Source organism: Ensifer sp. Root1252 (assembly GCF_001425885.1).
In the GTDB taxonomy this organism is placed as follows: domain Bacteria; phylum Pseudomonadota; class Alphaproteobacteria; order Rhizobiales; family Rhizobiaceae; genus Ensifer; species Ensifer canadensis.
The window spans coordinates 503643-529447 of the sequence record NZ_LMDT01000023.1; the positions used below are offsets into that span (position 1 = coordinate 503643).

Annotated in this window: 20 protein-coding genes; 7 read left to right on the forward strand and 13 right to left on the reverse strand. The window is 58.7% G+C overall.

Annotation, left to right across the window (positions count from 1 at the left end; genetic code table 11):
* Positions 1-139: 139 nt before the first annotated feature.
* Entirely contained in the window at positions 140-1153 is a 1014-nt protein-coding gene (locus ASD02_RS23495; RefSeq protein WP_057221138.1) for an HAD family hydrolase, read from the reverse strand.
* Between the two features lie 85 nt (positions 1154-1238).
* Positions 1239-2903 (reverse strand): arylsulfatase, encoded by a 1665-nt coding sequence (locus ASD02_RS23500; RefSeq protein WP_057207015.1) that lies wholly within the window; start codon positions 2901-2903, stop codon positions 1239-1241.
* 336 nt (positions 2904-3239) lie between these two features.
* Between ASD02_RS23500 and ASD02_RS23505 the strand changes: the two genes are divergently transcribed.
* The 3 genes from ASD02_RS23505 to ASD02_RS23515 all read left to right on the forward strand — a co-directional run bounded on the left by ASD02_RS23505 (position 3240) and on the right by ASD02_RS23515 (position 6237).
* On the forward strand, positions 3240-5123 hold the full coding sequence (locus ASD02_RS23505; RefSeq protein ID WP_082555605.1) for a HAMP domain-containing sensor histidine kinase: 1884 nt from the start codon (positions 3240-3242) through the stop codon (positions 5121-5123).
* 3 nt (positions 5124-5126) lie between these two features.
* The gene (locus ASD02_RS23510) at positions 5127-5759 is read left to right on the forward strand and encodes a response regulator transcription factor (RefSeq protein WP_057221139.1); all 633 of its coding nucleotides are present in this window, start codon (positions 5127-5129) and stop codon (positions 5757-5759) included.
* Between the two features lie 73 nt (positions 5760-5832).
* Positions 5833-6237, forward strand: a complete 405-nt coding sequence (locus ASD02_RS23515) for a response regulator (protein ID WP_057221140.1) — start codon at positions 5833-5835, stop codon at positions 6235-6237.
* Between the two features lie 46 nt (positions 6238-6283).
* On the opposite strand, the gene fabI is transcribed toward ASD02_RS23515, so the two are convergent.
* The 7 genes from fabI to ASD02_RS23550 form a co-directional block, all read right to left on the reverse strand.
* Positions 6284-7069, reverse strand: coding sequence for an enoyl-ACP reductase FabI (fabI, locus tag ASD02_RS23520; protein WP_057221141.1), 786 nt, complete (start codon positions 7067-7069; stop codon positions 6284-6286).
* Positions 7070-7213: 144 nt separating this feature from the next.
* Positions 7214-8392 (reverse strand): acetate/propionate family kinase, encoded by a 1179-nt coding sequence (locus ASD02_RS23525; protein WP_057221142.1) that lies wholly within the window; start codon positions 8390-8392, stop codon positions 7214-7216.
* A gap of 3 nt (positions 8393-8395) precedes the next feature.
* The gene (locus ASD02_RS23530; protein ID WP_057221143.1) at positions 8396-9352 is read right to left on the reverse strand and encodes a phosphate acetyltransferase; all 957 of its coding nucleotides are present in this window, start codon (positions 9350-9352) and stop codon (positions 8396-8398) included.
* 10 nt (positions 9353-9362) lie between these two features.
* A complete protein-coding gene (locus ASD02_RS23535; protein WP_057221144.1) occupies positions 9363-11606 on the reverse strand; it encodes a DUF3141 domain-containing protein in 2244 nt (747 codons plus the stop codon).
* Positions 11607-11863: 257 nt separating this feature from the next.
* The gene (locus ASD02_RS23540; protein ID WP_025430439.1) at positions 11864-12823 is read right to left on the reverse strand and encodes a DUF2950 domain-containing protein; all 960 of its coding nucleotides are present in this window, start codon (positions 12821-12823) and stop codon (positions 11864-11866) included.
* A 21-nt stretch (positions 12824-12844) separates the two neighbouring features.
* A complete protein-coding gene (locus ASD02_RS23545; RefSeq protein ID WP_082555606.1) occupies positions 12845-14224 on the reverse strand; it encodes a DUF3300 domain-containing protein in 1380 nt (459 codons plus the stop codon).
* A 966-nt stretch (positions 14225-15190) separates the two neighbouring features.
* Positions 15191-16912: a SulP family inorganic anion transporter gene (locus ASD02_RS23550; RefSeq protein WP_244494269.1), complete on the reverse strand. Its 1722-nt coding sequence runs from the start codon at positions 16910-16912 to the stop codon at positions 15191-15193.
* A 213-nt stretch (positions 16913-17125) separates the two neighbouring features.
* Between ASD02_RS23550 and ASD02_RS23555 the strand changes: the two genes are divergently transcribed.
* The 3 genes from ASD02_RS23555 to ASD02_RS23565 are packed head-to-tail and all read left to right on the forward strand — an operon-like array spanning position 17126 to position 20396.
* On the forward strand, positions 17126-17584 hold the full coding sequence (locus tag ASD02_RS23555; protein WP_025430442.1) for a (2Fe-2S)-binding protein: 459 nt from the start codon (positions 17126-17128) through the stop codon (positions 17582-17584).
* Between the two features lie 3 nt (positions 17585-17587).
* Positions 17588-19741 carry a xanthine dehydrogenase family protein molybdopterin-binding subunit gene (locus ASD02_RS23560; protein WP_057221145.1) on the forward strand — a complete coding sequence of 718 codons (2154 nt, stop codon included), beginning with the start codon at positions 17588-17590 and terminating at the stop codon, positions 19739-19741.
* A gap of 13 nt (positions 19742-19754) precedes the next feature.
* A complete protein-coding gene (locus tag ASD02_RS23565; protein WP_057221146.1) occupies positions 19755-20396 on the forward strand; it encodes an Isoquinoline 1-oxidoreductase subunit in 642 nt (213 codons plus the stop codon).
* 45 nt (positions 20397-20441) lie between these two features.
* Here the strand turns inward: ASD02_RS23565 and ASD02_RS23570 are convergent, their stop codons facing one another.
* The 3 genes from ASD02_RS23570 to ASD02_RS23580 form a co-directional block, all read right to left on the reverse strand.
* Positions 20442-22415: a TetM/TetW/TetO/TetS family tetracycline resistance ribosomal protection protein gene (locus ASD02_RS23570; protein WP_057221147.1), complete on the reverse strand. Its 1974-nt coding sequence runs from the start codon at positions 22413-22415 to the stop codon at positions 20442-20444.
* Between the two features lie 539 nt (positions 22416-22954).
* Complete coding sequence (locus ASD02_RS23575) at positions 22955-23548, reverse strand: OmpA family protein (protein ID WP_057221148.1); 594 nt, start codon at positions 23546-23548, stop codon at positions 22955-22957.
* Positions 23549-23550: 2 nt separating this feature from the next.
* Positions 23551-24051 carry a hypothetical protein gene (locus tag ASD02_RS23580; protein WP_200951707.1) on the reverse strand — a complete coding sequence of 167 codons (501 nt, stop codon included), beginning with the start codon at positions 24049-24051 and terminating at the stop codon, positions 23551-23553.
* A 420-nt stretch (positions 24052-24471) separates the two neighbouring features.
* Between ASD02_RS23580 and ASD02_RS23585 the strand changes: the two genes are divergently transcribed.
* Positions 24472-24699, forward strand: a complete 228-nt coding sequence (locus ASD02_RS23585; protein WP_156408458.1) for a hypothetical protein — start codon at positions 24472-24474, stop codon at positions 24697-24699.
* A gap of 101 nt (positions 24700-24800) precedes the next feature.
* Here the strand turns inward: ASD02_RS23585 and xth are convergent, their stop codons facing one another.
* Positions 24801-25571: an exodeoxyribonuclease III gene (gene xth, locus ASD02_RS23590; protein WP_057221266.1), complete on the reverse strand. Its 771-nt coding sequence runs from the start codon at positions 25569-25571 to the stop codon at positions 24801-24803.
* Between the last annotated feature and the right edge of the window lie 234 nt (positions 25572-25805).

Sequence of the window (25805 nt, forward strand, 5' to 3'; positions counted from 1 at the left end):
CTGGAATAGGCTTCCGGCTAGTAGCAGGGAGGAAGGGGGAGACGACACAGCCTATCAAACCCGCGATGCGATTGATCCTCATTGTGATTTCTCCTCCCCATTGGAAATATCGGCGATGCCGCGTGCGAAACGTTCGGCTTCATTTCGCGGGAAAGATCTGCTTCCAGTCTGCCTTCATGTCGACCACCGTCCAATTGTTGTCGGCAGCGGCATCCAGTGCCTTGTCGAGGCGGCCGAACGGGCTATCGCGGTCATATGCGTATTCGCGCTCTGCATCGGTATGATGGACGATCAGGCCGAAGCGAGTGGTCGTGCCGCCCAACGTGGTCCACTGGAGCATTTCGAGGTCGCCGTCAGAATTTCCGAAGGCGGCGATAGGCCGGCGGCCAATAAACTGGTTGATCGCGACAGGCTTGCCGGCCTTGTCATCGATAAAGTCGACCTTTGGCAGACGGAACAAGGTCGACACGCCCTCCCGCATCTCGAACTGCGTTTTGATGGTCGACCCGATGACCTGCTCGGGCGGGACCCCGTAGACCTGCTCGGCCCAGGGGCGAATGAACTCCACGCCTCCACCGGAGACGATGAACGTCTTGAAGCCGTTTTCACGCAGATAGGCGAGCAGTTCGAGCATCGGTTGATAGACCAGCTCGGTATAGGGTTTATTGAACCTCGGATGGCGCGCCGTGGCGATCCAGTCGGAGGCGATCTTTTGAAACTCCTCCGTTGTCATCCCGCTATGGGTCGCCAGGACCAACTCCAAAAGTCCCTTTTCTCCGGTTGCCGCAAGAGCTTTCATGTCGTTTTCGAGCACGGCCTTGAACGGCTGCGTATCCTTCCATTCCGGGTGAGTGGCGGCCTCCGTCTTGACACGATCAAGGGCGAAGGCGAGTTGCACATACATCGGCTGCTCGGTCCACAGTGTGCCGTCATTGTCAAAGACCGCGATGCGTTCGACCTCGGGCACATAACCAGGCGTATTTTCCGCGGTTACTCTGTCCACAAAGGCAACGATGGCCGCCTTTGCCCCGGTGTTGTTCCACGAGGGCAATGGATCTGTCTGCGCGAGCACGGATGTCGTGACAAACAGGCAGGCTGCCATGCCGAGCAGCACGGTGCGGGTGAATTTAAAGAAAATACATGTTGCAATCATCAGAGCCTCCGTCGACTAACTGTGTGCAATCTCAGACCGTTAAAGAAACGGCGGCCCCCGAACGAACGGAGCCGCCGCGCCAGGGTCAGTTGCCGGTTGGCATCGGAATACTAACACCTTCCTTCGCCAAGGAGTCCCGCACCCATTGGAAACGCTCATAGTTTGAAAGCGTAATCGGGCCCGTATATCCCATGCTCTGCAGCTTGCGTGGAGGATATTTCACGTATGTCGCCATGATCTTCTTCAGTTCTTCCCCCATGACAACGCCCATCCAAGTCCGCTCAGTGAAGTTGTTCATGAAGATATCGTAGCGTTCCTGAGGGTCCTGCCAAAGGTCGAACACCTGAGGTACGGTGGCCACGTACTTCTCCGCGCCCTTCCATCCAAGGTTTGAGTCAACGGCCAGTCCGCCGGTCTGGGCTCCATCGTCGCCGCGAAGATTGAACGCGAACTTGTAGTTGTTTACGCGGATTGCGCCGGGTGAAAGTTCGTTCTCCGTGAAGTAGAACCAGGATTTGCGTGGCGATGGGCCGCTACCCGTCAGGACCGGTGTCATGTCGTAGCTGTCGAAAATGATTGGCTTGTCTTCACGATCATTTTCGGGCAGTGGGACACCGCCGACCGAAGCGAACGTCGCCATGAGATCGAGACCGCCAATGAGTTCGTGGTTCCTGGTATCGGGCTTGATCTTGCCCGGCCAAACGGCGATTGCGGGAACACGATTTCCACCCTCGCGCAATGTGCCCTTGGTGCCGCGAAACGGAGTGTATCCCGCGTCCGGATAGACGTCTTGCCAAGCGCCGTTGTCGGTTGTGTAGAACACCAGCGTGTTCCGGTCCATTCCGGTTTCGCGCAGCTTGTCCATGATCCGGCCGATACGGGTGTCGAGCTCCACGACCGAGTCGGCATATTTCGACTTGGACATCGATTTGTGCTCGAACTCCGGTGCCGGCATGTTCGGCTGATGCACCTTCATGAAGTTCACATTGATGAAGAACGGCTCATCCGGCTTCTTTGCAGCCTCATCGAGGAATTCGATGGCCGCTTTCTCGACATAGCCGTCGAAGAACGGAATGCCGACAACGCCTTCCTTGCCGTCGATCACCGGAGTATCGACATACTGGCCGTTGATCTTGAAGTCTTCCTTCGCCTCGCCGCCGGCCTTGCCCGAAAGCGCGCCTTTCGTCACCTTCTGGAACATAGCCCGCAGTGCCGGGTCCATGTCCGGGAACCAGGTCGGATCCGCATAGGTATAGGCGTTGAGATGGTAAAGCCCGACATATTTCATCTCGTCATAGCCCTGGGCTATCGGAAGCGCATAGTCCGCCTCGCCGAGATGCCACTTTCCGGTGAAGTACGTATGATAGCCGCCGCGCTTCAGCACTGACGCCAGCGTCCACTCCGCTGCCGGCAGACCACCACCCTGCCCCTGGAAAGCCACGGTCGTCATGCCGCTCCGGTTCGGAATGCGCCCGGTCTGCATTGCAGCCCGGCCTGGCGTGCAGCTCGGCTGGGCATAGAAGGAGAAGAAGGTCATGCCTTCATCGGCCAGCTTGTCGATGTTCGGCGTCGGCATGCCGCGTCCTTGGCCGCCGCCATAGGGGCCCAGATCGCCATAGCCCGTGTCGTCGGAAACGATAAAGAGAATGTTGGGTTTTGACGGCGACTGGGCTTGCACTTGGGATGCGGCCCCAACGAGAAATGTCGAAGCCGCCAAGGCTCCGACAGAGCACATGAAGCGAAAATTCATATTGACTACTCCTCCGAAGGCTTGGGCGGATCGGGTTCACCAAACGCACGAGTTCTGATGCGTTTAAGGGGATCCGCCGCCTGTCCTTGCTGAATCGAAACGAAGCAAATTGAAGCAATGCTGTAGCCTGAACGCCCTCGATCGAGGGCCTCTCGTCTGGATGCCTGTGGCCAGCGCGAGGCCACCCACGACGGTGAAACTATCGGACGTCCGGCGGCTGGGATATTGTACCATCGGGCAAAACCGCACTTCGTTAGATCGCGCTTGAATTCTAAAGCACTGGTTGTATTGGCAAGTTCTCCTTGGTAGATTGCGCCCATCTTTCGGGGGAAATTAATGGGCGTTCTGGGCAACTGGACCAGGCGATCGCACTGGCCGATCAGGGGTGTGGTTCCGTGCCTGTTTGCATTCTTGGCGACTGCGTCCGCGGCGACAGCCGCTCAGGCAATTGTTGACCGTGTGCCCCGTGTGCTGGTGCTCTATCCCTATGACGAGCGGATCGCGGCGACCACCGCAGCCGGCGAGGCCGTCAGGTCGCGGCTTCTCGACGCGACCAAAGGCAGGATCGATCTGTTCTCCGAATTTCTCGACCTTTCGCGATTTCCTGATCCGAAGCACATGCGCCGTATGGCTGATTATCTTACGGCCAAGTATGGCGATCGCCGCCCTGACGTGGTGATTGCTCTCGGCGAGGAGTCGGCTCGGTTCATCTCTGAGAACCGTAACGAAATCTCGGGCGATGCAAGGATAATCGTCGCGGGCTTTAGCAGTTCCGCTGCCGAAGAAATGAACTTGCCCAGTGACGTGCTCGGAGCTTTCAGCGAATTTGACATCGTAAAGACCGCGGAGATGGCTCGCGGTCTCCAGCCTGATGCGCGGCATCTCTTCATAGTTGGAGGATCATCCGAATTCGACCGTTCATGGCTTGCTACCGCGCGAGCCGATCTTGCGGTTTTCTCAAGAACGTTTGAAACGACATATCTGGAAGACCTGACGATCGAAGAGTTCACCAGACGAGCCGCCGAGCTACCTCCAGACAGCATTGTACTGGCGCTGACGATTTTCAAGGACGCTACCGGGCGCAATTTCGTTCCGCGCGAAGCCATCAAACAAATATCGAAGACTGCCAGTGCGCCGATCTACGGTCCGTACCCGACCTACATCGACTATGGCATTGTTGGAGGCAACGTGGTCACGTTTGGGTCACTGGGCGTGACGGCGGCCAACCTCGCGCTCGATGCCATCGCTGGCAAGCCAATTTCCAGCCTCCGGTCGCCCCAAACATATGTCGCAGACGTGAGGCAGCTCCGACACTGGGGGTTGTCGGAGAAGGATCTTCCTGCAGGCACGGTCCAGATGTTCAAAGAGCCTACTTTCTGGGAACAATACTGGTTCGCGACCGTCGTCGCTCTTGCCATTGTTGCTCTACAGGGCACAGTCATTGCCGGGCTTCTTGTCGAACGCCGCCGCCGCCAGGCGGCGGAGGTCGAATCGCGCCTCCGTCTGCTCGAAGTGGTTCACCTCAATCAATCCGCAACAGCCGGCGCACTTTCAGCCTCAATCGCGCACGAGCTTAACCAGCCGCTGGGTGCAATCCGCAGCAACGCCGAGGCGGCGGAGGCAATTCTGATGTCCGAGAAGCCCGATCTCGAGCTGATCAGGCAGATCCTCATAGACATTCAAGACGACGATCAGCGTGCCCATGACGTCATCTCGCGGATGCGAGGCCTACTTAAGAAGCGAGGAGAGATCGACTGGCAGGAGTTCGACCTCAATGAGGTCATCACAAGTGCGATCAGGATTCTGCGCGGCGAAGCCGAGCAGAGGGGCGTCGTCGTGAGTTCCAATTGGGCCCGGCGGGAACTGCCGGTCCGAGCCGACCGGGTCCACGTCCAGCAGATCATTCTCAATCTGGCAACCAATGCAATGGATGCAATGCTCGACGTGGTCGCGACCGAGCGGAGGCTTATGCTTGAGACAACACTGACGAAGGATTCCAAGGTCGAGCTGTCGATTTCGGACACCGGTCGTGGAATACCAAACGAACAGCTCGCCAGCATTTTCGAGCCGTTCTATACTACAAAGCCCTCCGGAACGGGGCTTGGCCTTTCCATCGTGCGCGCAATAGTCGAAACCTACGGCGGCACGATCTGGGCCGACAACCGCCCAGAAGGCGGAGCAGTATTCCGAGTTTTATTGCCTCTCGCGCAAACCGGATGAACCATGGAACCAATCGTTCACATCGTCGATGATGATCGATCCTTCCGCACCGCAGTCGGGCGGCTGCTTTCGGCATCCGGGTACCGCGTGTCTCTCTATGAATCAGGCGATCAGTTTCTGGCGCAGTTTCCGCATGACGAACCTGGCTGTGTCCTCCTTGACCTTGATTTACCTGGGCTGAGCGGGCTGGAGTTACAGGACAGGGTCACTGAGCGAGCGCCGCTTCTGCCTGTCGTGTTTCTCACGGGACGTGGCAACGTCAAAGCCAGCGTTCAGGCGATGAAAGCGGGTGCCGAGGATTTCTTGGAAAAGCCGGCCCCCAGGGGAGCACTGCTGGAGGCCGTCCAGCGCGCGTTGCGCCGGTGCGAGACGCAGCGCGTCGAGCAGGATCGTATCCACGCCCTTAGGGCGCGCATTGCGCACCTGACACCACGTGAGTTCGAGGTTTTCGGCTTCATCGTCCGCGGCAAGCTCAACAAGCAGATCGCTCATGCTCTCGGCACATCCGAACGGACGGTCAAGGCGCACCGCCACAACGTCATGGAAAAGCTTGAAGCCCGATCCCTGGCCGAGACCGTGTCGATCGCCGAGAGATTGGGTCTTTTCGAACCAGCGTCGGATGTGCTCCCACGATAGCTTGGAGCGCGGCGCTTCACCAAAGGTCAATAGCCAGCCTCCAATGTTGCTCCTACGATCGTCATGATCGGGGCTGCTCTTGTTCTTGGCTCCAGAAAGGCCTCAAGTGGAAAGCCCACAACGCACAGTGGCCGTTGTCGAGAACGACGCAAGCGTGCGCCGGAGCGTCGTGCGACTGTTGAACGCAAATGGTTTTGCAACCGAAGCATTTGCATCTGCCGAGGCCTTTTTAAGCCATGCCGACGCAAGCCAGTTTGGCTGTATCGTCCTCGATATTCACTTGGGTGGCATTTCAGGCATCGAACTATGGCACCGCCTAAAGGCTTGCGGCAGCGACCTCTCGGTTATCTTCATCACCGCCGTTGAGGATGAGGCGCTTCACCTGGAGGCGGTCAAGGCGGGCTGCATCGCGTATCTACGCAAACCGTTCCCGGCCGCCTTGTTGATCAATGCTGTCGACAGAGCATTGAGGGCTTGAAAACGTTGCGATCTCGGCTGCGCAGCGGCGCCGTTTCTCGGCTCTGTCAATCAATGATGTGATAGCCGCCATCGACATAGAGCACCTGCCCCGTCATCAGGCGTGCGGCATCGTGGGCAAGAAACGCCGTAGCGACGCCAACATCGTCAATACTGACAAGTTCTCTTGCTGGAGACTTCCGGATGGTCTTTTCCAGGAGTTCGTCGAATTCTGGAATGCCCGACGCAGCACGCGTCGCTACCGCTCCCGGCGAAATCGCGTGGACGCGAATTCCCTTCGGCCCGAGTTCTGCGGCAAGGTAGCGCACGGCGCTTTCGAGGGCTGCCTTGGCCACACCCATGATGTTGTAGTTCTCAACGACCATCTGCGAGCCGTAATAGGTCATTGTGAACAGTGTGCCCCCGTTCTTCATCAACGGTTCGGCGAGGCGGGCCATATGGATGAAGGACCAGCAAGAGATATCCATGGTCGTCAGAAAGCCATCGCGCGGCACGTCGACGACCCGACCACCGAGCGTGTCCTTTGGCGAAAAGGCAATTGAGTGGACGACGAAATCGAGCTCACCCCAGGTCCTTTCAATCCGATCGAACACAGCCTCGATTTGCCCGGGAATGGCCAGATCCACCGGCATCAAGATCGACGCCCCCACCTCACGCGCGAGAGGCTCCACATAGGGCTTTGCCTTATCGTTCAGATAGGTGACGGCCAGCTCGGCACCAAAGGCGCGAAAGGCCCGCGCGCAACCCCATGCAATGGAACGATCATTCGCGATACCGACAATCAGCCCCTTTTTCCCTTTGAGAAGCTCCGCTTTGACGACCGGGCTGGACATTGATTGCTGCTCCTGTGAGATCTGGTTTCAAGGCGTACTGCATTTTTCCTTAAATCGTATTCGATCTAAGGATAAAAACATGCAGCCACTCAAAGTGCTACAGCGACCTTGGCGCGTCTAATAAGACGCGCGGCGCTGTAGTGGTCAGGGCCTGGTGATAAGCGCATGAACGTGGCGCGCGATCATCAACTCCTCATCCGTCGGCAAGACATAGAGCGCTACGCGGCTCGTCTGCGTCGATATACGGGTTTTACCCGCGTTGTTTGCTGCGTCATCAAGCTCAACCCCGAGCCAAGAAAGGCGCTCACTGATACGCGCGCGAATTGGCGCCGAATTCTCACCAACCCCGCCCGTGAAGACGAACGCGTCGAGACCTTCGAGGGCGGCGGCAAGCATGCCCACGCTGAGCGCGCAACGATGGACGAAATGATCGATCGCGAACGCGGCGCGCGGATCGTCGCTCGCCAGAAGATCACGCATATCGCCGGAGATGCCTGAAAGACCTTTGAGACCAGACGCACGGTAGAGAAGATCTGTAACCTCTCCCGTTGTCATTCCTTTCTGATCGATCAAGTAGAGCACGACGCCCGGATCCATCTGCCCTGGCCTGGTGCCCATCGGCACACCATCAAGTGCTGTAAAGCCCATCGTCGTCTCGACGCTGCGCCCTGCCTTCATTGCGCACATGGAAGCGCCGCTGCCGAGATGAGCAACCACGACCCTTCCTTGGCCGATATCGGGTGCTTCGTTGCCGATCCGGTCTGCGATGTACTCGTAAGACAACCCGTGGAAGCCATATCTTCGTACACCTTCCTCGTAGAAAGCCATCGGCAAGGCGTAGCAGTCCGTATGAGGAGCATGGCCGCGGTGGAAAGCCGTGTCGAAACAGGCGACCTGCGGAACCAGCGGATTAATCTCCATGGCAAGCCGGATCGGCGCGAGGTTGTTCGGCTGATGCAAAGGTGCAAGTTCTTGGAACGTGGCGAGCTTATCGAGGATGTCGTGATCGAGCAGGATCGGTTGCGCATAGTTGGGTCCGCCATGGACGACGCGGTGGCCAATGGCCCGCAGAACGAAGCCATCGAGCGATCGCAACCAGTCACCAGCTTCAGCGATGGCAGCGGGCAGATCGCCCATCGCGGCCTGCTCGTAACTGCGATCGACGAGGACCTCGCCCGAAGCGGTCGCCGCACGCAAGCGGGGCCGCGCCCCGATCCCGTCGATCTGACCACGGATGCGCCGCTCCAACTCTTTGCCCACGATCTCGAAAATCTGGAACTTGAGGCTGGATGAGCCGGCGTTGACGACAAGGATCGCGTCCACGCTTCAAGCCGCCACTTGTGTAGAGCGACGGCGGGCCGTCGCATAAAGGGTCGCAACTGCGCATGATGCCAGGCGACTGCGCACTGTGTCTGCCCGCGAGGTAAGAATGATGGGAACGCGCGCACCAAGCACGATCCCCGCGGCGTCCGCATGGGCCAGGAACGTTAGGTTCTTGGCAAGCATGTTGCCGGCTTCAAGATCTGGCACGACGATGATCTGCGCCCTGCCGGCTACGGGCGAGTTGAGCCCTTTGATACGGGCGGCCTCCGGGCTTATCGCGTTGTCGAACGCAAGCGGGCCGTCGAGCAGGCCGCCGGTGATCTGACCGCGATCTGCCATCTTGCACAACGCCGCTGCATCAAGGGTCGAAGGGATCTTGGTCGTCACTGTCTCGACTGCTGACACGATCGCGACGCGGGGTTCGCCGAGGCCAATGGTGACCCAGAGGTCGATCGCGTTCTGCACGATGTCGCGCTTGACATCGAGGTCGGGAAAAATGTTGATCGCCGCATCGGTGATGAACAGCGTGTCCGCGTGACCAGGAACGTCCATCACGAACACATGGCTGATGCGGCGTTCCGTTCTAAGACCGGTGGCAGAAGCGGTTACTTCCCGCATCAATTCGTCAGTGTGCAGGCTACCCTTCATCAAGAGCTCGCCTTTCCCCTCGCGAATGAGTGCCACGGCTTTCGCCGCTGCGGCGTGGCTGTGTGGCGCATCGATAATCTCGCATGCCCTGAGATCAAGTTCGGCCTCGGCTGCGACTTTGCGGAGCTTCGCCTCGGGCCCAATCAGAACCGGAACAATCAGCCGGTGCTGGGCTGCTTCCAAGGCACCACGCAGTGAGGTCTCGTCGCAGGGATGCGCTACGATGGTGATTGCGGGAGGAACCCCTTGTGCAGCCGCAATCAGGCGGTCGTATTTTGATGGCTCCAGAGTTGTCGCGCTAGAGAAAGCCACTGATAATCTCCTACAATCTTGATCGCACGGCGCCGCGGTTGCGCGCGGCAGGTCTAACAGCCATCGGCGTCGGCTTGACGCCCACGCGCCCCTTATCCAGGCTGAAAAGCTCGGTGACGTGGGCAAAGCGCTCCGCCGCCGCTTCCGTTAACGCGCCGGAGGCCTCGAGCACGCCACGCAGGCTCTGCAATGCGGCCTGACGCTGTTCAAGCTCGTTCGGCAGCATCGCTGGAATGGCTGCGAGCGCCGCCGCCTCATCGACAAGCAGGATGTAGTATTGATCCCGGACCAGCGCCTTGAACTGTGAAAGGTTCAGCTGGCGAGCATCTCGATGGCCACGCCGAAGCACGCGAATGGCCTGAAAACCGCGTTCGTCGGCACCGCCACGGGCCACCCCCACGAACAGCAGCGATCGAACGAGAGCCTCCAGCGGACCACCAACGGATATTCTCTCCTTCAGCGCCGCAGTGCGAGCTTCGACAAGCGCGTTGATCAGCTTGCTCTTCGGCGCCTTGCGTGGTGGCAAATTTGACTTTGGATCGACGCCAAGGGCGGCCTGAAGCGCAGACGAGCCATAGATCGCACCGAAGGTTTGCTCGGCCAGCCGTTCCGTCATTTTACGCCAGGTCTCCAGCCCTTCGACGATTTGGCCGGAAACCTGCTCTTGGAGGGCGCTGAAAGGATTGTCCGTCCATGCGGGGCGACGGTCGGCGCGAACGCGCTCTGCTGCCTGGGGAACCCAATCGAGAAAAGGATTGGAGGGGCCGAAAATCTCGTAACCCAGGCGGAGGGGGTGAAGTCGTCGCATTGTCTCTGCCGATGAAGGGGTCACGGCAGCGCGCACCCAAGGTTGGGCAAACGCACGGTAAAGTGCAAGAGTGATCTCCGAAAGCTGAGCCGCCGCCGCAAATCGCTTCTCATCGTCAAGATCGTTACCGCCGAGAGCACGAATATCGTCGAGGGTCCGTGCCTCGCAACGCATGATCCACTCCCCGGTGACCAGTTCCGGATGATCGAGCGCATCTGCTTTCGGCTCGAGAACCGCTTCATAAAGGCCAGGTGGCAGCACATCGATCAGATCGATGTTTGACGCGAATTCATCATGCTCCTTACGAGCAACCCCGGCGGAGACAAAAATCCCCAGATGGCCGACGCTTTCGTGGACGACATAGACAATCGTCTGGCCGAGCGCGCGAATTTCATCGACGCTGTCGTAAATGTCGAGAATCCAGTCGAGGGCCTGCTGAGGCGGTGTTATGTTGTCCCCCTTGGAGCAGAAGACCACAATCGGCGAACGGATCGTGCGAAGGTCGATGGCCATGCCATCAGATGTGCGGATCTCCCCTGCTGCGAGCTTGTTGCCGACGAACAGGTCATCGACGATGAACTGCATTTCATCCGCCGTCAAAGTGACGTGTCCACCCCACCAACGCTCAAAACCGAGATAGCGTTCGGATTCCGTATCCACCTTTGCGTAGAGATTATACTGCTTGGTCCACAGAGTGTTGGCTGGGTTCTGGTTCTCGAAATTCTGGACAAGCCAGGCGCCGTCGAATTTTCCCGCGCCAAGATCGCTGACCAATGCTGTCAGCCAACTTCCACCGAGAAGTCCTCCCGAATAACGCATCGGATTTTGCCCGTGGACACCCGCCCAGTAGGCAAGCGGTGAACCGGCGATGATAATAGGCCCGAAAAGCTCTGGCCTGAGCGCGGCCAGCATCATCACTGCCCATCCCGCCTGACAGTTGCCGATGACGCAGGGCTTGCCATCCGCTTCCGGGTGGCGGGAAATGACCGTCTCCAGGAACTGCGCTTCCGCGTACAGGACCTTCTCGATCGTCTGTCCGGGCACTGGTTCCGGCAGGAAACCGACAAAATAGCAGGTATGACCGGCCTTCATGGCCACGCCGATTTCGCTGTCGGCCTTGAAGCCACCGATGCCTGGCCCATGCCCTGCCCGTGGATCCACAACGATGAATGGACGCTTGAGAGGATCTATCGTGCAGTCGGCGGGAGGTATGATGCGCACGAGAGCGTAGTTGACCGGCTCTTTCAGGGTCCTGCCGTCCAGGATGAGCTCGGCTTCATAGTCCAGCACATGAGGCGCGCTGCGTGCAGCGTGTTCCTCATATTGCTCGCCGCGCCTGCGCATTACATCAAGGAACAAGACCCACCGTTGCCATGCATCCACGGAGTACTCCGTCAATGCATTGCCAGACATGGGTGAGGCCGGAATGCTGGAAAGCTTGGACATCGCGCCCACTCCGTTAGACGGTTCAAGGGACTAGTTCTTGATGCTGCCAATAACGACTGCCTGCCGTCGTGCCCGATGCCCTGCGATGATGCTCACGCGCTAAGGCGAGGTTTTCGTGCAGTCAGAAGAATTGCAGCATACCGCTCGATCGTGTCACTGGTGTAACCTTATAGGACCACCATCCGTTAGCAACGTTGATTTCGATCAAACGGCCGCCTATGCGACAGACCGGGAGAATTTCCTCGCGTTTCTGGTAACTAATCCAGGACGACACTCCACTTGTCATCCGGATTGAAGCGGTCGATAAACGGCACGATCGCTTCGGTGCTCGTACCCAAATCCGCTTCATAGACAATGCCCTGTTGGTTGACGACGAAAGTCTTCACACCGGTTTCAGCATATTTCACCGGCCAGGCGATCAACCCGAAGCCTCCGATCATATTGTCATTGATGATGAAGTCGTATTTCCCGCCGGCAATATTATCGCCTTGTGACGTCAGAATGCGGAAGCGATAGCCGAAATAACCCTCTCCAGCCTTCGCCTTCTCCAGAGCTGCTTCGCTGATCTCGTCGCCGACCGGGCTCTCACCATCGCCCTGCTCGGCCGGCCAGTACAATCCATCGGTCTGGCCCGGGCTACTGATCAGCTTCTGGGCATATTCGAGCACGCCGTCGGCGTCGCGGTCCTGCGAGGCATAATCCTTCTGTGCCTCGACATAGGCGCGCACCGTCTCTATCGCCTCAAGTTCGTTCTCCCCGACGCGGCGGTTCACGATCTCCTCAAGCCCGACATAGGTGTCGAAAGCCCACTTGCCGTCCCGACCCTTTGTGATCGGAAACGGCAGCGGCCAGAGCCGATCACCGATTTCGAGAATCTTGCTTTCGCCGAGGTCGCGCACCACGACATTGCGTGCCACACCTTCGCGAATAAGCGCGAAGGTTTCCATCGTCCCTTCACCGGTTTTCAGCTTTGCGGCGTCAAGGCCCAGAAGCTTTGCAAGACCATCGAGGTCGTTGGCGGCGAGCGCCGACTTGAACATTTCCACCGCCTTGGCCGGGTCGTCGAAGAGCGGCGGATCCTCCGCCGCGGCATAGTTCTCGATGTCGCCGGCGTCTGGTACCGCCTGGGCACGGGCCCCGTCGACAGCGAGCGGAAATGCAGCAACGGAGAAGGAAATGGCCGATGCCAGAAGAAGAGTCTGAGAAAGCTTGCTCATGATCGTGCTCCTGTCGCTCCGTTAACGCCTGCCACCGCCACGGCCGCCACCGCCACGGCCCCCGCCACCCGATGGCCTTCCACCGCCACTTCTCATCTGAGGCCGCCCGCCGCCGCGATGACCGCCGCCCATACTCTGTCCGCCACGCTTCGAAGAGGCGACCTCGCGACGACCCGAGTTGACGTTGCCGAGGCCGGACGGCTTCTTGGGCCGGTTCTGTGCCTTTGCGGCCATCTTCTTCTTGCCGGCGGGTCGGTTTACCTGCGAGGGCTTGTTGCCTTTGGGCCTGTTCACGCTGGGCTTCGAGCCGCCTGGCCTGGCCTTCGCTACCGCCTGACCGCCGCCTGGGCGTGCTGCTGGTCGCTGCTGCGCCTTCAGCCCATCGAGCGTGCTCTTGCGCACGTCGTTGAGCTGACCGCCACCTGCACCGCCCGGTCGCGCCTGCGGCCGGTCGCGATTGATCTCGGCGGCGCGGTTACGAATGTTGTTGTTGCCGTTGGCCTTGATGTTGTTCTTGATGTTGGTGCGATCGAACTTCTGCAACTGATTGCGGTCGAAGTTGATCTTGCTGCGATCGACATTCTTCCAGTCGACGTCGTTCCATTTCATCTTGCCGTCGAAGTCGATGTTGTTGAAACAGTTATTGCAATCGACATCGATGTCGCCGCCCCAATTGCCACCCCAGACGCCCCAGTCATCCCAGTCGACGATGGCCGCGAAGGCCGCGCCGGTGACTGCTCCGGCGAAAAAGGCGGCGCCCGGGTACCAATATGCGGGATAGGGGTCGTCATAATAGCCGATCGGTACCGGCGCATAATCGGGCTGGTAGAGCATTTCCGGCGCATACTGCGGCACATAGATCGTTTCGGGATTTGCCGACTGGATGATGACGTTGTCACCCTCCTCGACGACTTTAATCTTGTCGTCGGTCTTGATTATATCCTTAGCAACGGCTTCGTCACGCAGCTGCTGTATCGCTATGAGAACATCTTTCTGTTGGTTGGCGATCGCCTCGCCGAAGCTTTGCGTCCACTCGAGGTCGGTGCTCATCATCTTGACGATCTCGGGATAGTTGAGCAGCGAAACGATGCTGCCGTCCCAGCTTTCCTTCGGCTTCAGATCGCGATTTTTTGAACTCTCCTGAAGAAAACGTTCGGCCTCGACCACCTGCAAAGGATAGAGCGATGCAGCGGAGATGAGCGCGACCAACTCGTCGGGATAAAGCGCGATCCGGGCAACGAGGATCTCGAGCTCATCGTCGCTCAGCGGTTCTGGAGCCGCCTCCGCCGGCGTGGAAGGCGCTGTGGCGGTCTGCTGGGCCAGCACAACTCCAGAGGGCACAAGCATCGACAAAACGATCACCGTCGCGCGGAAAAACGTAAACACCCGCTCAATCGCCATTTCTTCCTCCAAAAGAGGCTGGAAGGCCTCTTGCTCAAAACACTTGCGGGCGCAGGATCAACGCCCCCGTTTCTGAACCGGGTCCCGATCGAGCACTTGAAGCTGTCGTCCCCATAACGGATGCTGTGGCGAGGCAATGTTGCGCGCACCCCAGAATCCGAACTTGATAGAGCGTTTCAACACTAGAGTAGACACACGCCAATGAGCTCGTGTGCCCATTTATATAGCTGCGATTTCTGTCGGCGTCCTTCGCCGTCATTACCAGAACAGTTGTCTGCCAAAGATAAAGGACAGGTATGTGAGCCTTGCGGTAGAATAAACTAGCACAGAGATCAGAATAGTCCATTTTCAATTCATTGCGTTCAGTTTTTTCCACTCACTGGCTTTTGATTGCCGCCTAGCGTTCGCTGGTCCGTCCGAAGTAAGGACCGCAAAGACACCGCCACGCCATCTGTCAGGGCGGCGGGTCGCCCCGATTGTTTTTGCTCCGGCGTCGTTTTGTGATGGCGAGCCTTGCCGGGCGAGCGACACAACAATCGACCTCACCCGATTGATCGACTTCTTCTTGGCGTTCGAGCAACGCCGCAATACATTTCGCGGCTTCTCCGATGAAATTCGGCCTATTATTTGCGTAGCGCAGTTAACTTCCCTGAAAACTGTTGTGTAGATTTGCAAATACGGTACGAATGCACCCTGAAAATGTTGATTTGCGCATCATACAAATAAGTCTTAACGTATTGTTTCGAAACCTCAGTGTGGAGGAGGACGACTTTGCCTAATATCTCCCTGGTTATCGCAATGCTGGCGCTTTTGGCGATCTCGGGCTGCGCAACGAGTGGAGGAGGCAATACCACCTACGCTCAATGGCAGGGTTCTTACCCCGAGCCAAACTTCGCCGTAATCCGATCAGGCGGCGTCAGTCCGGGCTATTAACGATGTCGTTGAAAGGCGAGGAGCCGTAGCCTGCTAGGCTGCGGTCTTGGCGTTGCCGGCTTCGAACGCGGCGATCGCGTCCTCCAGGTCATCGAAGATCATGCCAGTGCCGATCTTGTCGATGACGCCCGAGCGCAGCAAGGTTTCTCGAGGTTCGCTGTGGAGCTCGACAATGCCGAACGTCAACCCGCGCCCCTCGACGAAATCCCGTAGATCATCGAGCATCGTCGCTGCGGTGCTGTCGATCTGCGCTGCCGCGCCAGCATCAAAAATGAACCATCGCGTATCGGCAGGCAGGTTCTTGACGATCTCTTCCACGCGGCCGCGCACATGGTCGGCATTGAAAAACAACAGACTGCCTTGCAGAAGATAGATGGCAACGCCAGGGATCGGTCTTACGTCCTTGTAGCGATGCAGCTTGTAGAAGCCTTCGCGTCCGGGAATGCGGCCGAGAAGCGCATCGCGCGGCGTCAGCCCCTTCATCAGGATGTAGAGCAACGTCGCTCCGATAGCGAAAATCACGCCATGCAGCACCCCAAGGGTCAACACGCCGGTGATGCTGATGAGTGCGAAGACGAATTCGATCGGGCTGATGCGCCACAATTCTCGCAGAGCGCGCAGATCGATAAGGCCGATGGCTGCAGACGCCAGGATGGCGCCGAGCGCGGGGGTCGGCAGCAAGGACAGAGCGCCGGTGAGAAACAGCACCGTCAACGCCAGGGCGATAGCCGAGAAAATACCGGCCAGTTGAGTCTTGCCGCCCATGGAATCATTTATAGCCGTGCGCGAATCCGATGCTGTGACGGCAAAGCCCCCGAACAACCCGGAGGCGATGTTTGCTGCGCCGAAGCCCAGCAGTTCTCGGTTGGCGTCGACCGGATATTTGTTCTTCGCACCGAAGCTGCGAGCTGTCACGATGCCCGCGCCGAAACTGACGATCAACACGGCGACAGCGCCCAAGAAGAGATCACTGATCGAGACCCCGGTGGTGATAGGTAGCATCGGCGTCGGCAGGCGCGACGGGATCTCACCGACCACACGAATGCCTGCGGCGGAAAAATTGAAGGCGGCCGACATGGCCGTTGCAATCGCCACGGCCACCAGAGGTCCAGGAATGCCGGGTCGCCAGGTGTTGAGCAAACGCAGGAGGATGAAAAGGCCAACGCCGAGGGTGAGCGACGGCCAGTGGATCTGGTCGGCCTTGTCCAACAGTTCCATGATCGGTCGAAGCACGCCTTCGCTTTCGATCTTCACGCCCGTCAGGCGCCCGATCTGACCTATCAGGATCGATAGGGAAATACCGGTCATGAAGCCGGTCAGGATCGGCCGCGATAAAAAGTTTGCTATGAAGCCCAGCCGTAGCGCGTAAGCGGCAAAGCACAACCCGCCGACGATGACAGCGATTGCTGCGGTCGCGACGAGCCGATCTTCTGCGGTCGGAAGATTGAGCGACAATAGCACGGCGGCCAGCACCGTAACCGTTCCGGCGTCTGGGCCGACGATGAGTTGTCGCGAAGATCCGAGGAGAGCGTAGCCCAGAAGCGGCAATATGCTGGAATAAAGGCCCACCTCCGGCGGCAACCCGGCAATGGCCGGATAGGCGATGGCGCTCGGCAACCCGACCGCTGCAATCGCTAGACCCGACGTCAGATCATAGCGAAGCCACTCGGCGCGGTACTCTTTCAAACTCGCGATTAACGGCAAGGTCGGCATGGCCCAATTATACCTCATGATCGGATCTTCGCCATCGCTCATGGCAGGATCCCCTACAGCAACCATCGGAAGGGACCCGGTGGATCGCGCAACCCGCTGGTCGTCACGTCACAGGCAATTGATTTGATCAACCGATACCTGTCCGGTTGACTGGCTTAATCGCCTATTTTGCCCAGTCTCTTTCCATCCTCGACTGGTGCCATAAGTCTTGGTTATGAGCCTGCCCCAGCGGCTCCATGAGAAGGATGCATGGACATGGTGACTTTCACGCTCAATGGTAAAAATCGGACGTTCGACGGCGACCCCGATACGCCTCTCCTTTGGGTGATCCGAGATTTCGAAAAGCTGACCGGCACAAAATACGGATGCGGCATCGCGCAATGCGGCGCCTGTACGGTGCATCTGGACGGCATGCCGCGACGGTCCTGCATCACACCGATTGCCATGATCGATGGTTCCGACGTGGTAACGATCGAGGGCATTGCCGGCAAGGAAGCCGAGGCTGTCCAGACGGCATGGGCGGGGCTGGATGTGCCGCAATGCGGCTACTGCCAGTCCGGCCAGATCATGTCGGCGGTGGCGCTGCTGCAGATGGTGCCCAAGCCGACGGACGACGAGATCGATGGCGCCATGACCGGCAATCTCTGTCGGTGCGCCACCTATCATCGCATTCGAGCAGCGATCCACAACGCTGCCAATTCGATGGAGGGCTGAGCAATGACGATCCATGACATCAAAACCAGCCGTCGTGGCTTCCTCGCCGGCACCGGCCTGATCATTGGCGTGGCGATCGCGCCGAAATTCCTCTCGGCGGCACAGACCGGGGTGCCGGCCGGCGGGAGCGGCGAACTCCGGCCGCTGAACGCCTTCGTCAAGATCGGTACGGATGACACCGTCACCGTGCTTTCCAAGCACATCGAGTTCGGCCAGGGGCCTTTCACCGGCCTTGCCACTCTGGTTGCCGAAGAACTCGATGCGGACTGGAGCCAGATGCGCGCCGTCCACTCGCCGACTGACAACAAGATCTACGCCAATCTCGCTTTCGGCCTGCAGGGCACCGGCGGGTCGAGTTCGATTGCCAACGCCTACGAGCAGATGCGCAAGGCCGGCGCCACCGCAAGGGCCATGCTGGTTGCTGTGGCTGCCGAAGAATGGAAGGTACCGGTCGCCGAAATCACCGTCGAAAAGGGCCGCGTAAAGCATGCGTCTTCCGGCAAGGAGAGCGGCTTCGGCGCGCTGGCGGACAGTGCCGCACGGCAAACTCCGCCTGCAGATGTCAAACTCAAGGATCCGAAGGACTTCGTGCTGATCGGAACCGAGCTTCCAAAGCTCGACACCCAGGGCAAGATCAACGGAACGGCGATTTTCACGCTCGATATCACGCCGGACAATCTGCTGGTTGCCGTGGTCGCCCATCCGAAGCATTTCGGCGCCACCGTGAAAACCTTCGATGACAGCGAGGCGCGCAAGGTCATGGGTGTGGTCGATGTCAAACAGATCCCTCAAGGCGTCGCGGTCTACGCGGACAACACGTTCGCGGCACTGAAGGGCCGCGAAGCCCTCAAGGTCGAATGGGATCTTGCAAAGGCGGAAACCCGCTCATCGCAGGAGCTCGCTGCCGAATACATCAGACATTTTGACGAGCCGGGCCTCGAGGCGGCGAATACCGGGAATGTCGACGAGGCTTTCCGGAAAGAAGGCCTCCAGACGGTCGAGGCGGAGATCGTTTTCCCGTTTCTCGCACACGCCCCGATGGAGCCGCTCGACGCGGTTTTCATCAAGGCCGCCGACGGATCCGTCGACATTTGCAACGGCGCGCAGTTTCCGGGCTTCGATCAGCAGGTGGCGGCCAAGATTCTTGGCCTCGACGAAAAGAAAGTCCGCGTAAATACCCAGCTTGCCGGCGGCAGCTTCGGCCGAAAGGCGCAATTCGGCTCGCCCTATATGCAGGAGGCGGCAACGACCTATGCCGCAATCGGCGGCGATCGACCACTCAAGCACATGTGGACGCGCGAGGACGACATCCAGGGCGGCTTCTATCGGCCGATGTATGCCCACAAGATGCGTGGGGCGATCGATGCCGAGGGCCGTATCACAGCCTGGGAACAGATCATCGTCGGACAGTCGATCATGGCCAAGGCGGACCTGGATCAGACATCGGTAGAGGGCGCATCCAACCTTCCCTATCAGATCCCCAATCTCAAGGTCACGTCGCACAACATCGTGCTTCCGATCCCACCTTTGTGGTGGCGCTCGGTCGGCCACACCCATACCGGTTTTGCGGTCGAAACCTTTGTCGACGAATTGCTGGCCCGCGTCGGTCGTGACCCGGTCGAAGGACGGCTTGCGCTGCTTAACAAGGGGTCGCGTCACGCCGGCGTTCTGCGCAAGGCAGCGGAAATGGCGGACTGGGGATCCACACCTCCCGACGGGCGCGCCCGTGGTGTCGCCGTCGTCGAAAGCTTCGGCTCGTTCGTCGGTCAGGTCGCGGAAGTTTCGATCGGCCCCGACGTGGCGCCCCGTGTCCATAAGGTCTGGTGTGCGGTCGATTGCGGCGTCGCGGTCAATCCCAACATCATCAAGGCACAGATGGAGGGCGGCATCGGCTATGGGCTCGGTGCCGTGCTGTTCGACGCCGTTACCCTCGGCCAAGGCGGACGGATCGTGCAGTCGAATTTCCACGACTACCGCTCGATCCGCATCAATGAAATGCCCGATGTGGCGGTGGAGATCATCAAATCTGCGGACAAACCGACTGGCGTCGGCGAGCCCGGTGTGCCGCCCATAGGGCCGGCGGTCGCCAATGCGTGGCGAAAGCTGACCGGCACCCCCGTGCGGCAGCTTCCCATCGTCAGTCTCATCTCATCGTGAGGGATATCGTCAGATGACAATTAAGCTCCTGTTTGCAGGCATAGCAGTGCAGTGTCTTATCGTCGGGGCGGGCGTGATGCTCGCCCCGACGTCCGTGGCCCAGAACGCCAACGCACTACGCTCTGCAGAGTCGTTCCAGTCGATTTCCGACAAGCAGGCGCGCTCGGTCGCCCTCTTCGAAGAAGCCGGAAAGGTCATCCAGCATCCGCGATGCGTCAACTGTCACCCGGCGACGGAACGCCCATTGCAAGGAATGTCGATGCATCCGCATCAACCGCCGGTGTTCCGCGGCGATGGCGGCATGGGTCTCGTGGGCATGCAGTGCAACACCTGCCACAGCGAAAAAAATACGCCGGTCATCGGCCAGGCGGACACACTGAAGAGCATTCCAGGCAATCCCGCCTGGCATCTCGCGCCGATCGAAATGGCCTGGGAGGGCAAGACCCTTGGCCAGATCTGTGAGCAACTGAAGGACCCAGCTCGCAACGGCGACAAGACCATGGCTGAAATGGTGGAACACATGGCGCATGACGAGCTGGTTGGATGGGGGTGGCACCCCGGCGATGGCCGCGAACCGGTGCCCGGCACACAGGAAGAATTCGGCAAGATCATTCGAGCCTGGGTGGATGCCGGGGCTGCTTGTCCGTCGGGCTGAAGGTCGACCTTCGAATCTGAGGCAAGGGAAATGACATTCTGCGGCTCAAAATTCATCCCGAGTTTTCGCACGATCTGCAGGTCGCGACAATCGGAGTAGATATTCGCGGCCGTTGAATGGATCGACACCGGAACGCTTGCGCGAACGTTGCGGGTCGGCTGCCGGGGCATAGTGGTGGAAGGAGGTTTCCAAGGTCCCCATGCCGCTTGTCAGTCCCGGCAATTGCTGCTGAATGCCTTGAACCTTCTCGGAGGCGACATGCCCTTCCAGCCGCGCTACGCCATCGGCGACAATCGATTCCTTGGTGACAGCGCCCGACTTGGCAAGCAGGGTCAGCAAGCCACCCAAAGTCTGCGAAGGTGCTTCGAGATAAAATTGGTCGATCGGCTCACAGACAACGGTTTTTGCCGTTGATAACGCCGTTGCGAGGACCCACGGCGTCAACTGCCGAAAGTCTGCAGCGGTGCTCGACGGGGAACTGTGCCGCGCAGCGGTCATGGCAACGTGGCAATCGATGACTTGCCAGCCGAAGATGCCCTGCCTAAGCGTCTCGAATACGGTTTCCTCGACTGCCCGGTAGAAGCTTGCCGGCATCTGGCCAACGTCCACTTCCAGCGCGAAGCTGTTGCCCGCCCCTTGCGGTCGGGGTTCGACGCGTAAGCCAACGGTCGCCAGGAATGGATTCGGCTCCTTGAAGAGGATCTGAAGGCCAGTGCCGATTCCGGCGAGCCTCTCGGCGCAGATGACTGTACTATCCTCAAACGCAACTTCGAGACCGAAATCCGTCAACAGTGTCGACTGGATCACCTCCTTCTGCACCTCGCCATAGAGAGACACGAAGATGTCCTTCGTGTCCTCGTTCTTGCGCAGGTCAATCAGCGGGTCCTGTTCGGCCAACTGGTTTAGCGCCAGCCAGAGCGCCGCACTCTCTGAGGGACGCTGCGCTTGAGCGCGGGATTCCAACGTTGGAGGCGCAAAATGGTGAGGGACGTCTGCGAGGCGGGTGGTGCCGACCACGTCGCCGATGCGGGAGCTGCCAAGGCCGCTGACCCGAGCAATCTGACCTGCCCTGAAGCTGGTTGCGCTGTGAATTTTGCCGGCGTCGAAAAGTTGGATTCCGGTCACCCTTGCCGACCCCTGAGGCAGGTCGAGATATTCCCGCACGCGGACCGTGCCAGATGAGAGATAGAGATAGGAGAGCTTCTCACCGCCCCATCCACGCTCGATCTTGAAGATCCTGCCAGTGACAGCAGCATCAGGATCGAGGTCGCGGCTGGGCAGTAGGGTCGCAATTGCCGATGTCAGAGCTGGCAGGCCCGCGCCGGTTACCGCCGCGCCAGCAAATGCCGGCTGCAACAGACCGCGAGAAACCTGATCCCGCAGCGAGCGGTCAAGTCTTTCGTCGGTAAGTCGATCCGGCGCTTGCAGATAATCGCGCAGCAGCTCGTCATCGTTTTCCGCCAGGGTCTCGCACAGCCTGGTGAAAAGCGGCTCGCTTCCCGGATCGAACGCCTTTACCTGAGCGAGTTTACTACCGGCATCAATGACGGCCGACATGGCGATGGGTCGAACCGGTAGTTGGCCGGCAATGGCTTGCAGCACTTCATCGTAGCGCGCACCGAGACGATCGACCTTGTTGATGAAGAATAGGAAGGGAACCCCAACACGCTGCAACGCCCGCACCAGCACTCGCGTCTGCGCTTGCACGCCTTCGACTGCAGAAACAACGACCACTGCAGCGTCCAGCAGCCCAAGCACGCGTTCGACCTCGGCGATGAAGTCGGGGTGACCGGGCGTATCAATGAGGTTCACCACCGTGTCGCCGATCGTGAATGAAACGACGGCAGCTCGGATGGTGATGCCACGCTGCCGCTCCAGAGCGAGGCTATCTGTCTGTGTATTGCCTGCGTCGACGCTGCCTAGCTTGTCGATGACACTGGCGTCAAAAAGCAGTCGTTCGGTAAGGCTAGTTTTGCCTGCATCCACATGGGCCAGGACGCCCAGATTTAAGGTGCGCATGAATCCTCAACTTCTCAGAAATTCCAACGTGATTTTCGTGAGAAGGGACTCGGCGCATTGGGACCTCTAAGAGCTGATGCCGCATGTTTTGATCCTTGAATCGGATAGGATTTAAGGAACCATGCAGTAGGGTTTCCGCACAACTCTGCTGCTTTGCAGAGCCGCCAGCAAACTTAAAAGCCGTATCTGAATACATGTCAAGAACCGCCATACCTCCCGTTGTGTCGGAAATTCACAGGCAACGGTTGATTACCCGAATGCCGGATGGATGCGCGCTTGCTGTGTTTGCCGCCGGCGGCTTTGCGTAGTAATGCCTCGGCGGTCCGTCGATCTGTTCGTCGTTGAAGACACCGCCTGATGGTGCACTGGTTACTTGTGGGCGAAACACTCCACAAGGGCGACCTCGGGCTCGGTCAGGCGCATACGTCACCGTACGGATAGCGTCGGCCGGTCGGGCCAACAGCAAACGCCATAGCGGTCGCACGTCGGCCCTAAGTAGCCGGCGTGCGTCAATTCATGGGCCCGCAGGACCCATTTTTCTACCGCTTTGGAAAAACGAACTCGACGCGCCGGTTGAGAGCGCGCCCTTGGGGATTGTCCGCTCCGTTTTTCGTATTGGGTTCGATCGGACGGCTATCACCTAGCCCTTCGACCGATAGCCGCGCTTTATCTGCTCCATGTTTCACAAGCCATTGCATGACGGCACTAGCTCGCTGAAGGGACAGTTCCTTATTGTACTGAACCGACCCTTTGGAATCGGTATGACCCTCGATGATGATCGTGCCGGCGGGGACGGATGTAATGAGACGCGCGATGTCCATGAGTGTCGGTTCGGCGGCCGATTGGATGTCGGCCCTGTCGAAATCGAACAGCACATCGCCCGTCATGGACACCCTGACGGTCGTCGCGTCTTGTCGTACGGAAAGACCACCGTGCTGAGCGGTAAGCCCATCGGCTTTCGCAGACAGATCAAACACGGCGCTGTTCAGATCGGAGGGTAGCCCCTTCAAATCAAGAACCGTGGCCTTAAGATCACGTATTTCGCGATGGTAAGGTGACACCTGCGCATAAGAACCGCTGGCCGCTATCATGATCACGACCATCGCGAGGGAACATTTCGCTGCACCAGCCATGGCTATCGGTCGGTAAGTTTGATCGCGTCGAGTGTCTCGACGCCCGGGATCGTCAGTGACACCTCGGTGACGTCCTTTGGCGGAGCAGGGAACCTACCATGCCAGGAGCCCGCGATCGGAGAATCCTTGTTAGCTTTGATAACGAGGTTTGGATTTGTCAGCGGCTTATCACTGCTGTCCGTAAGCAGCAGGTATTTCTTATTGCCAGCAAGAACGTAGAAGCTGTTTTCATATGCGTCCTGGCTAATCGAATCATATATTCGTTCCAGCTGGTTCGTCGCGAGCGGCTTGAAGCGGAGTTTGATTGTTAAAACATCGCCGGCGCGGACAGCTTCGACGACCTGCGCTTCCGCGGCCCCGCCATCGGTCAAGCCTGTGGCTAAGGGTGCGACAGAAGTGGTTTCAGCCTGAGTTTGTGCGAAGGCCGTTTGAGGCAATCCAGTTGTTGCTAGGAGGGCACCAAGAGCACAGACAGTCGTGGCAATTCTGGTCACTTTTACCATATCAATCCTCGATTTTTCAAAATTGCAGGCAGTGCATACGAATCACAAAACAACCTCCAGTAACTTTCTCGCATGGGAGAAATGTGGCGAAGTCCTGAAATTCCCACATTTTCGCCCGCTTTCATTCGCTGCAGGACCGAGGGCCTGTTCTCTTTCACTGATGAACTGTTGCGATCCCACGCCCAGTTTCCCTGCAATTCGGTGATGTCATCGCTGGTCTGTCAAACCGCTTACGCAATTTTGATTGGAACCATTACTTTTCCCAGCGGTTGGTCAATCAACCAAGGGAGTTGCGCAGAGTTCGTTCGTTGAATTGCAGCGCCACTCTTTCCCGGCGTCAGGCTCACAGGCACCAGGTGATCGTATTGGCTGTTCTCACAGCTGCGCACGCGACCCTGGCCAATGGAGACAAGCATGGCCATAACCGTGATCCTGATCGGTGCTGCCCTCGTGATCGCCGGTGTACTCGATTTGTTTTGGGGTGCGCTCAGGCGTCGACCTCTCAGCGATCCTCACCGATCCATTTCGGATGCCAAGCCGACCCTGGAGCCCAGAGGACAAGGGCTTAGATTTCTTGGTTTGGTGAGGAACTGGCTCGGTATAGGCATGATCGCGATCGGCATGGCAATATTGATCGCCTACGCATAGGATTTGACCTGCAACGGAGAGTTTCCTCCGAAATGAGACGGCCCATAGAAGGACGGATCGATAAAAGAATAGAGGTTTACGGCAGAGCAGATCGTTGCGGGTTAAAGTAGCTCGATCCAAACCGGCGCGTGGTCACTCGTGTGATCCCAAGCTCGCACTGACTTGTCCACCTTGGCCCGCTTGAGATCGCCAGCAAGCGCCGGGCTTAACAGGAAATGATCGATGCGAAGCCCGGCGTCTCGGGCAAATGCGTTTCGGAAATACTTCCAGAATGTATAGATCCGCTCATTCGGATGGAGATGCCTCACCGCATCCGTCCAGCCCTGATCAAGAAGTGCGGCGTAGGCCGCCTTCACCTCCGGTCTGAAGAGCGCATCGTCTCGCCACCGCTCCGGCTTGTAAACATCCAGATCGGTTGGCATGACATTGAAGTCGCCAGCCAAGACAACCGGGATCTCCAGGTCTATCAGTTGCGCCGCATAGTGCTGCAGCCGGTCAAACCAACGCAGCTTGTAGTCAAACCTGGGTCCAGGGGCGGGATTGCCATTCGGCAGATAAAGGCATCCGACGATTATTCCCTCGATTGCCGCCTCGATGTAGCGGCTGTGACTGTCATCAGGATCGCCCGGCAAACCGCGACGCGTCTCCATTGGGGTCCGTCCTCGAGCCAGGATGGCCACCCCATTCCATGATTTCTGTCCGTGCCAGATCGCGCCATAGCCGGCTTTCTCGATTTCCCGATGAGGAAACCTGCTGTCGGGCGCTTTCAGTTCCTGCAGGCACACGACGTGGGGCTGCCTCTCCTCGAGCCACCGCAGCAGCACGTCGAGGCGACCGTTGATGCCGTTGACATTGTAGGTGGCGAGTTTCACCAGAATGATCTGCGCTGCCGGCATGCGATGGGCAGCGACGACGAAGCTTCGTTGCCCTTCTTGGACTCGCGATCCTCCTCGCGCCGCCGACGGCGTTCACCGCTGCCGGTATCGATTGGCTCGCGCATTCTCATGGCAGACCTCCCTTGTGATTTTCCCCTCCACAAACGCGGCTGCGGCGCAAAAGATGCATTCGATTGAGAACGGTCGGGAACGAAACGCCGGCTGAGCGGT

What these genes read in the sequence shown, in the direction of transcription:
- ASD02_RS23495 (WP_057221138.1), bottom strand. Translation starts at nt 1,153, where the DNA reads ATGATTGCAACATGTATTTTCTTTAAATTCACCCGCACCGTGCTGCTC.
- ASD02_RS23500 (WP_057207015.1), bottom strand. Translation starts at nt 2,903, where the DNA reads ATGAATTTTCGCTTCATGTGCTCTGTCGGAGCCTTGGCGGCTTCGACA.
- ASD02_RS23505 (WP_082555605.1), top strand. Translation starts at nt 3,240, where the DNA reads ATGGGCGTTCTGGGCAACTGGACCAGGCGATCGCACTGGCCGATCAGG.
- ASD02_RS23510 (WP_057221139.1), top strand. Translation starts at nt 5,127, where the DNA reads ATGGAACCAATCGTTCACATCGTCGATGATGATCGATCCTTCCGCACC.
- fabI (WP_057221141.1), bottom strand. Translation starts at nt 7,069, where the DNA reads ATGTCCAGCCCGGTCGTCAAAGCGGAGCTTCTCAAAGGGAAAAAGGGG.
- ASD02_RS23535 (WP_057221144.1), bottom strand. Translation starts at nt 11,606, where the DNA reads ATGTCCAAGCTTTCCAGCATTCCGGCCTCACCCATGTCTGGCAATGCA.
- ASD02_RS23540 (WP_025430439.1), bottom strand. Translation starts at nt 12,823, where the DNA reads ATGAGCAAGCTTTCTCAGACTCTTCTTCTGGCATCGGCCATTTCCTTC.
- ASD02_RS23545 (WP_082555606.1), bottom strand. Translation starts at nt 14,224, where the DNA reads ATGGCGATTGAGCGGGTGTTTACGTTTTTCCGCGCGACGGTGATCGTT.
- ASD02_RS23550 (WP_244494269.1), bottom strand. Translation starts at nt 16,912, where the DNA reads ATGAGCGATGGCGAAGATCCGATCATGAGGTATAATTGGGCCATGCCG.
- ASD02_RS23555 (WP_025430442.1), top strand. Translation starts at nt 17,126, where the DNA reads ATGGTGACTTTCACGCTCAATGGTAAAAATCGGACGTTCGACGGCGAC.
- ASD02_RS23560 (WP_057221145.1), top strand. Translation starts at nt 17,588, where the DNA reads ATGACGATCCATGACATCAAAACCAGCCGTCGTGGCTTCCTCGCCGGC.
- ASD02_RS23565 (WP_057221146.1), top strand. Translation starts at nt 19,755, where the DNA reads ATGACAATTAAGCTCCTGTTTGCAGGCATAGCAGTGCAGTGTCTTATC.
- ASD02_RS23570 (WP_057221147.1), bottom strand. Translation starts at nt 22,415, where the DNA reads ATGCGCACCTTAAATCTGGGCGTCCTGGCCCATGTGGATGCAGGCAAA.
- ASD02_RS23575 (WP_057221148.1), bottom strand. Translation starts at nt 23,548, where the DNA reads ATGGCTGGTGCAGCGAAATGTTCCCTCGCGATGGTCGTGATCATGATA.
- ASD02_RS23580 (WP_200951707.1), bottom strand. Translation starts at nt 24,051, where the DNA reads ATGGTAAAAGTGACCAGAATTGCCACGACTGTCTGTGCTCTTGGTGCC.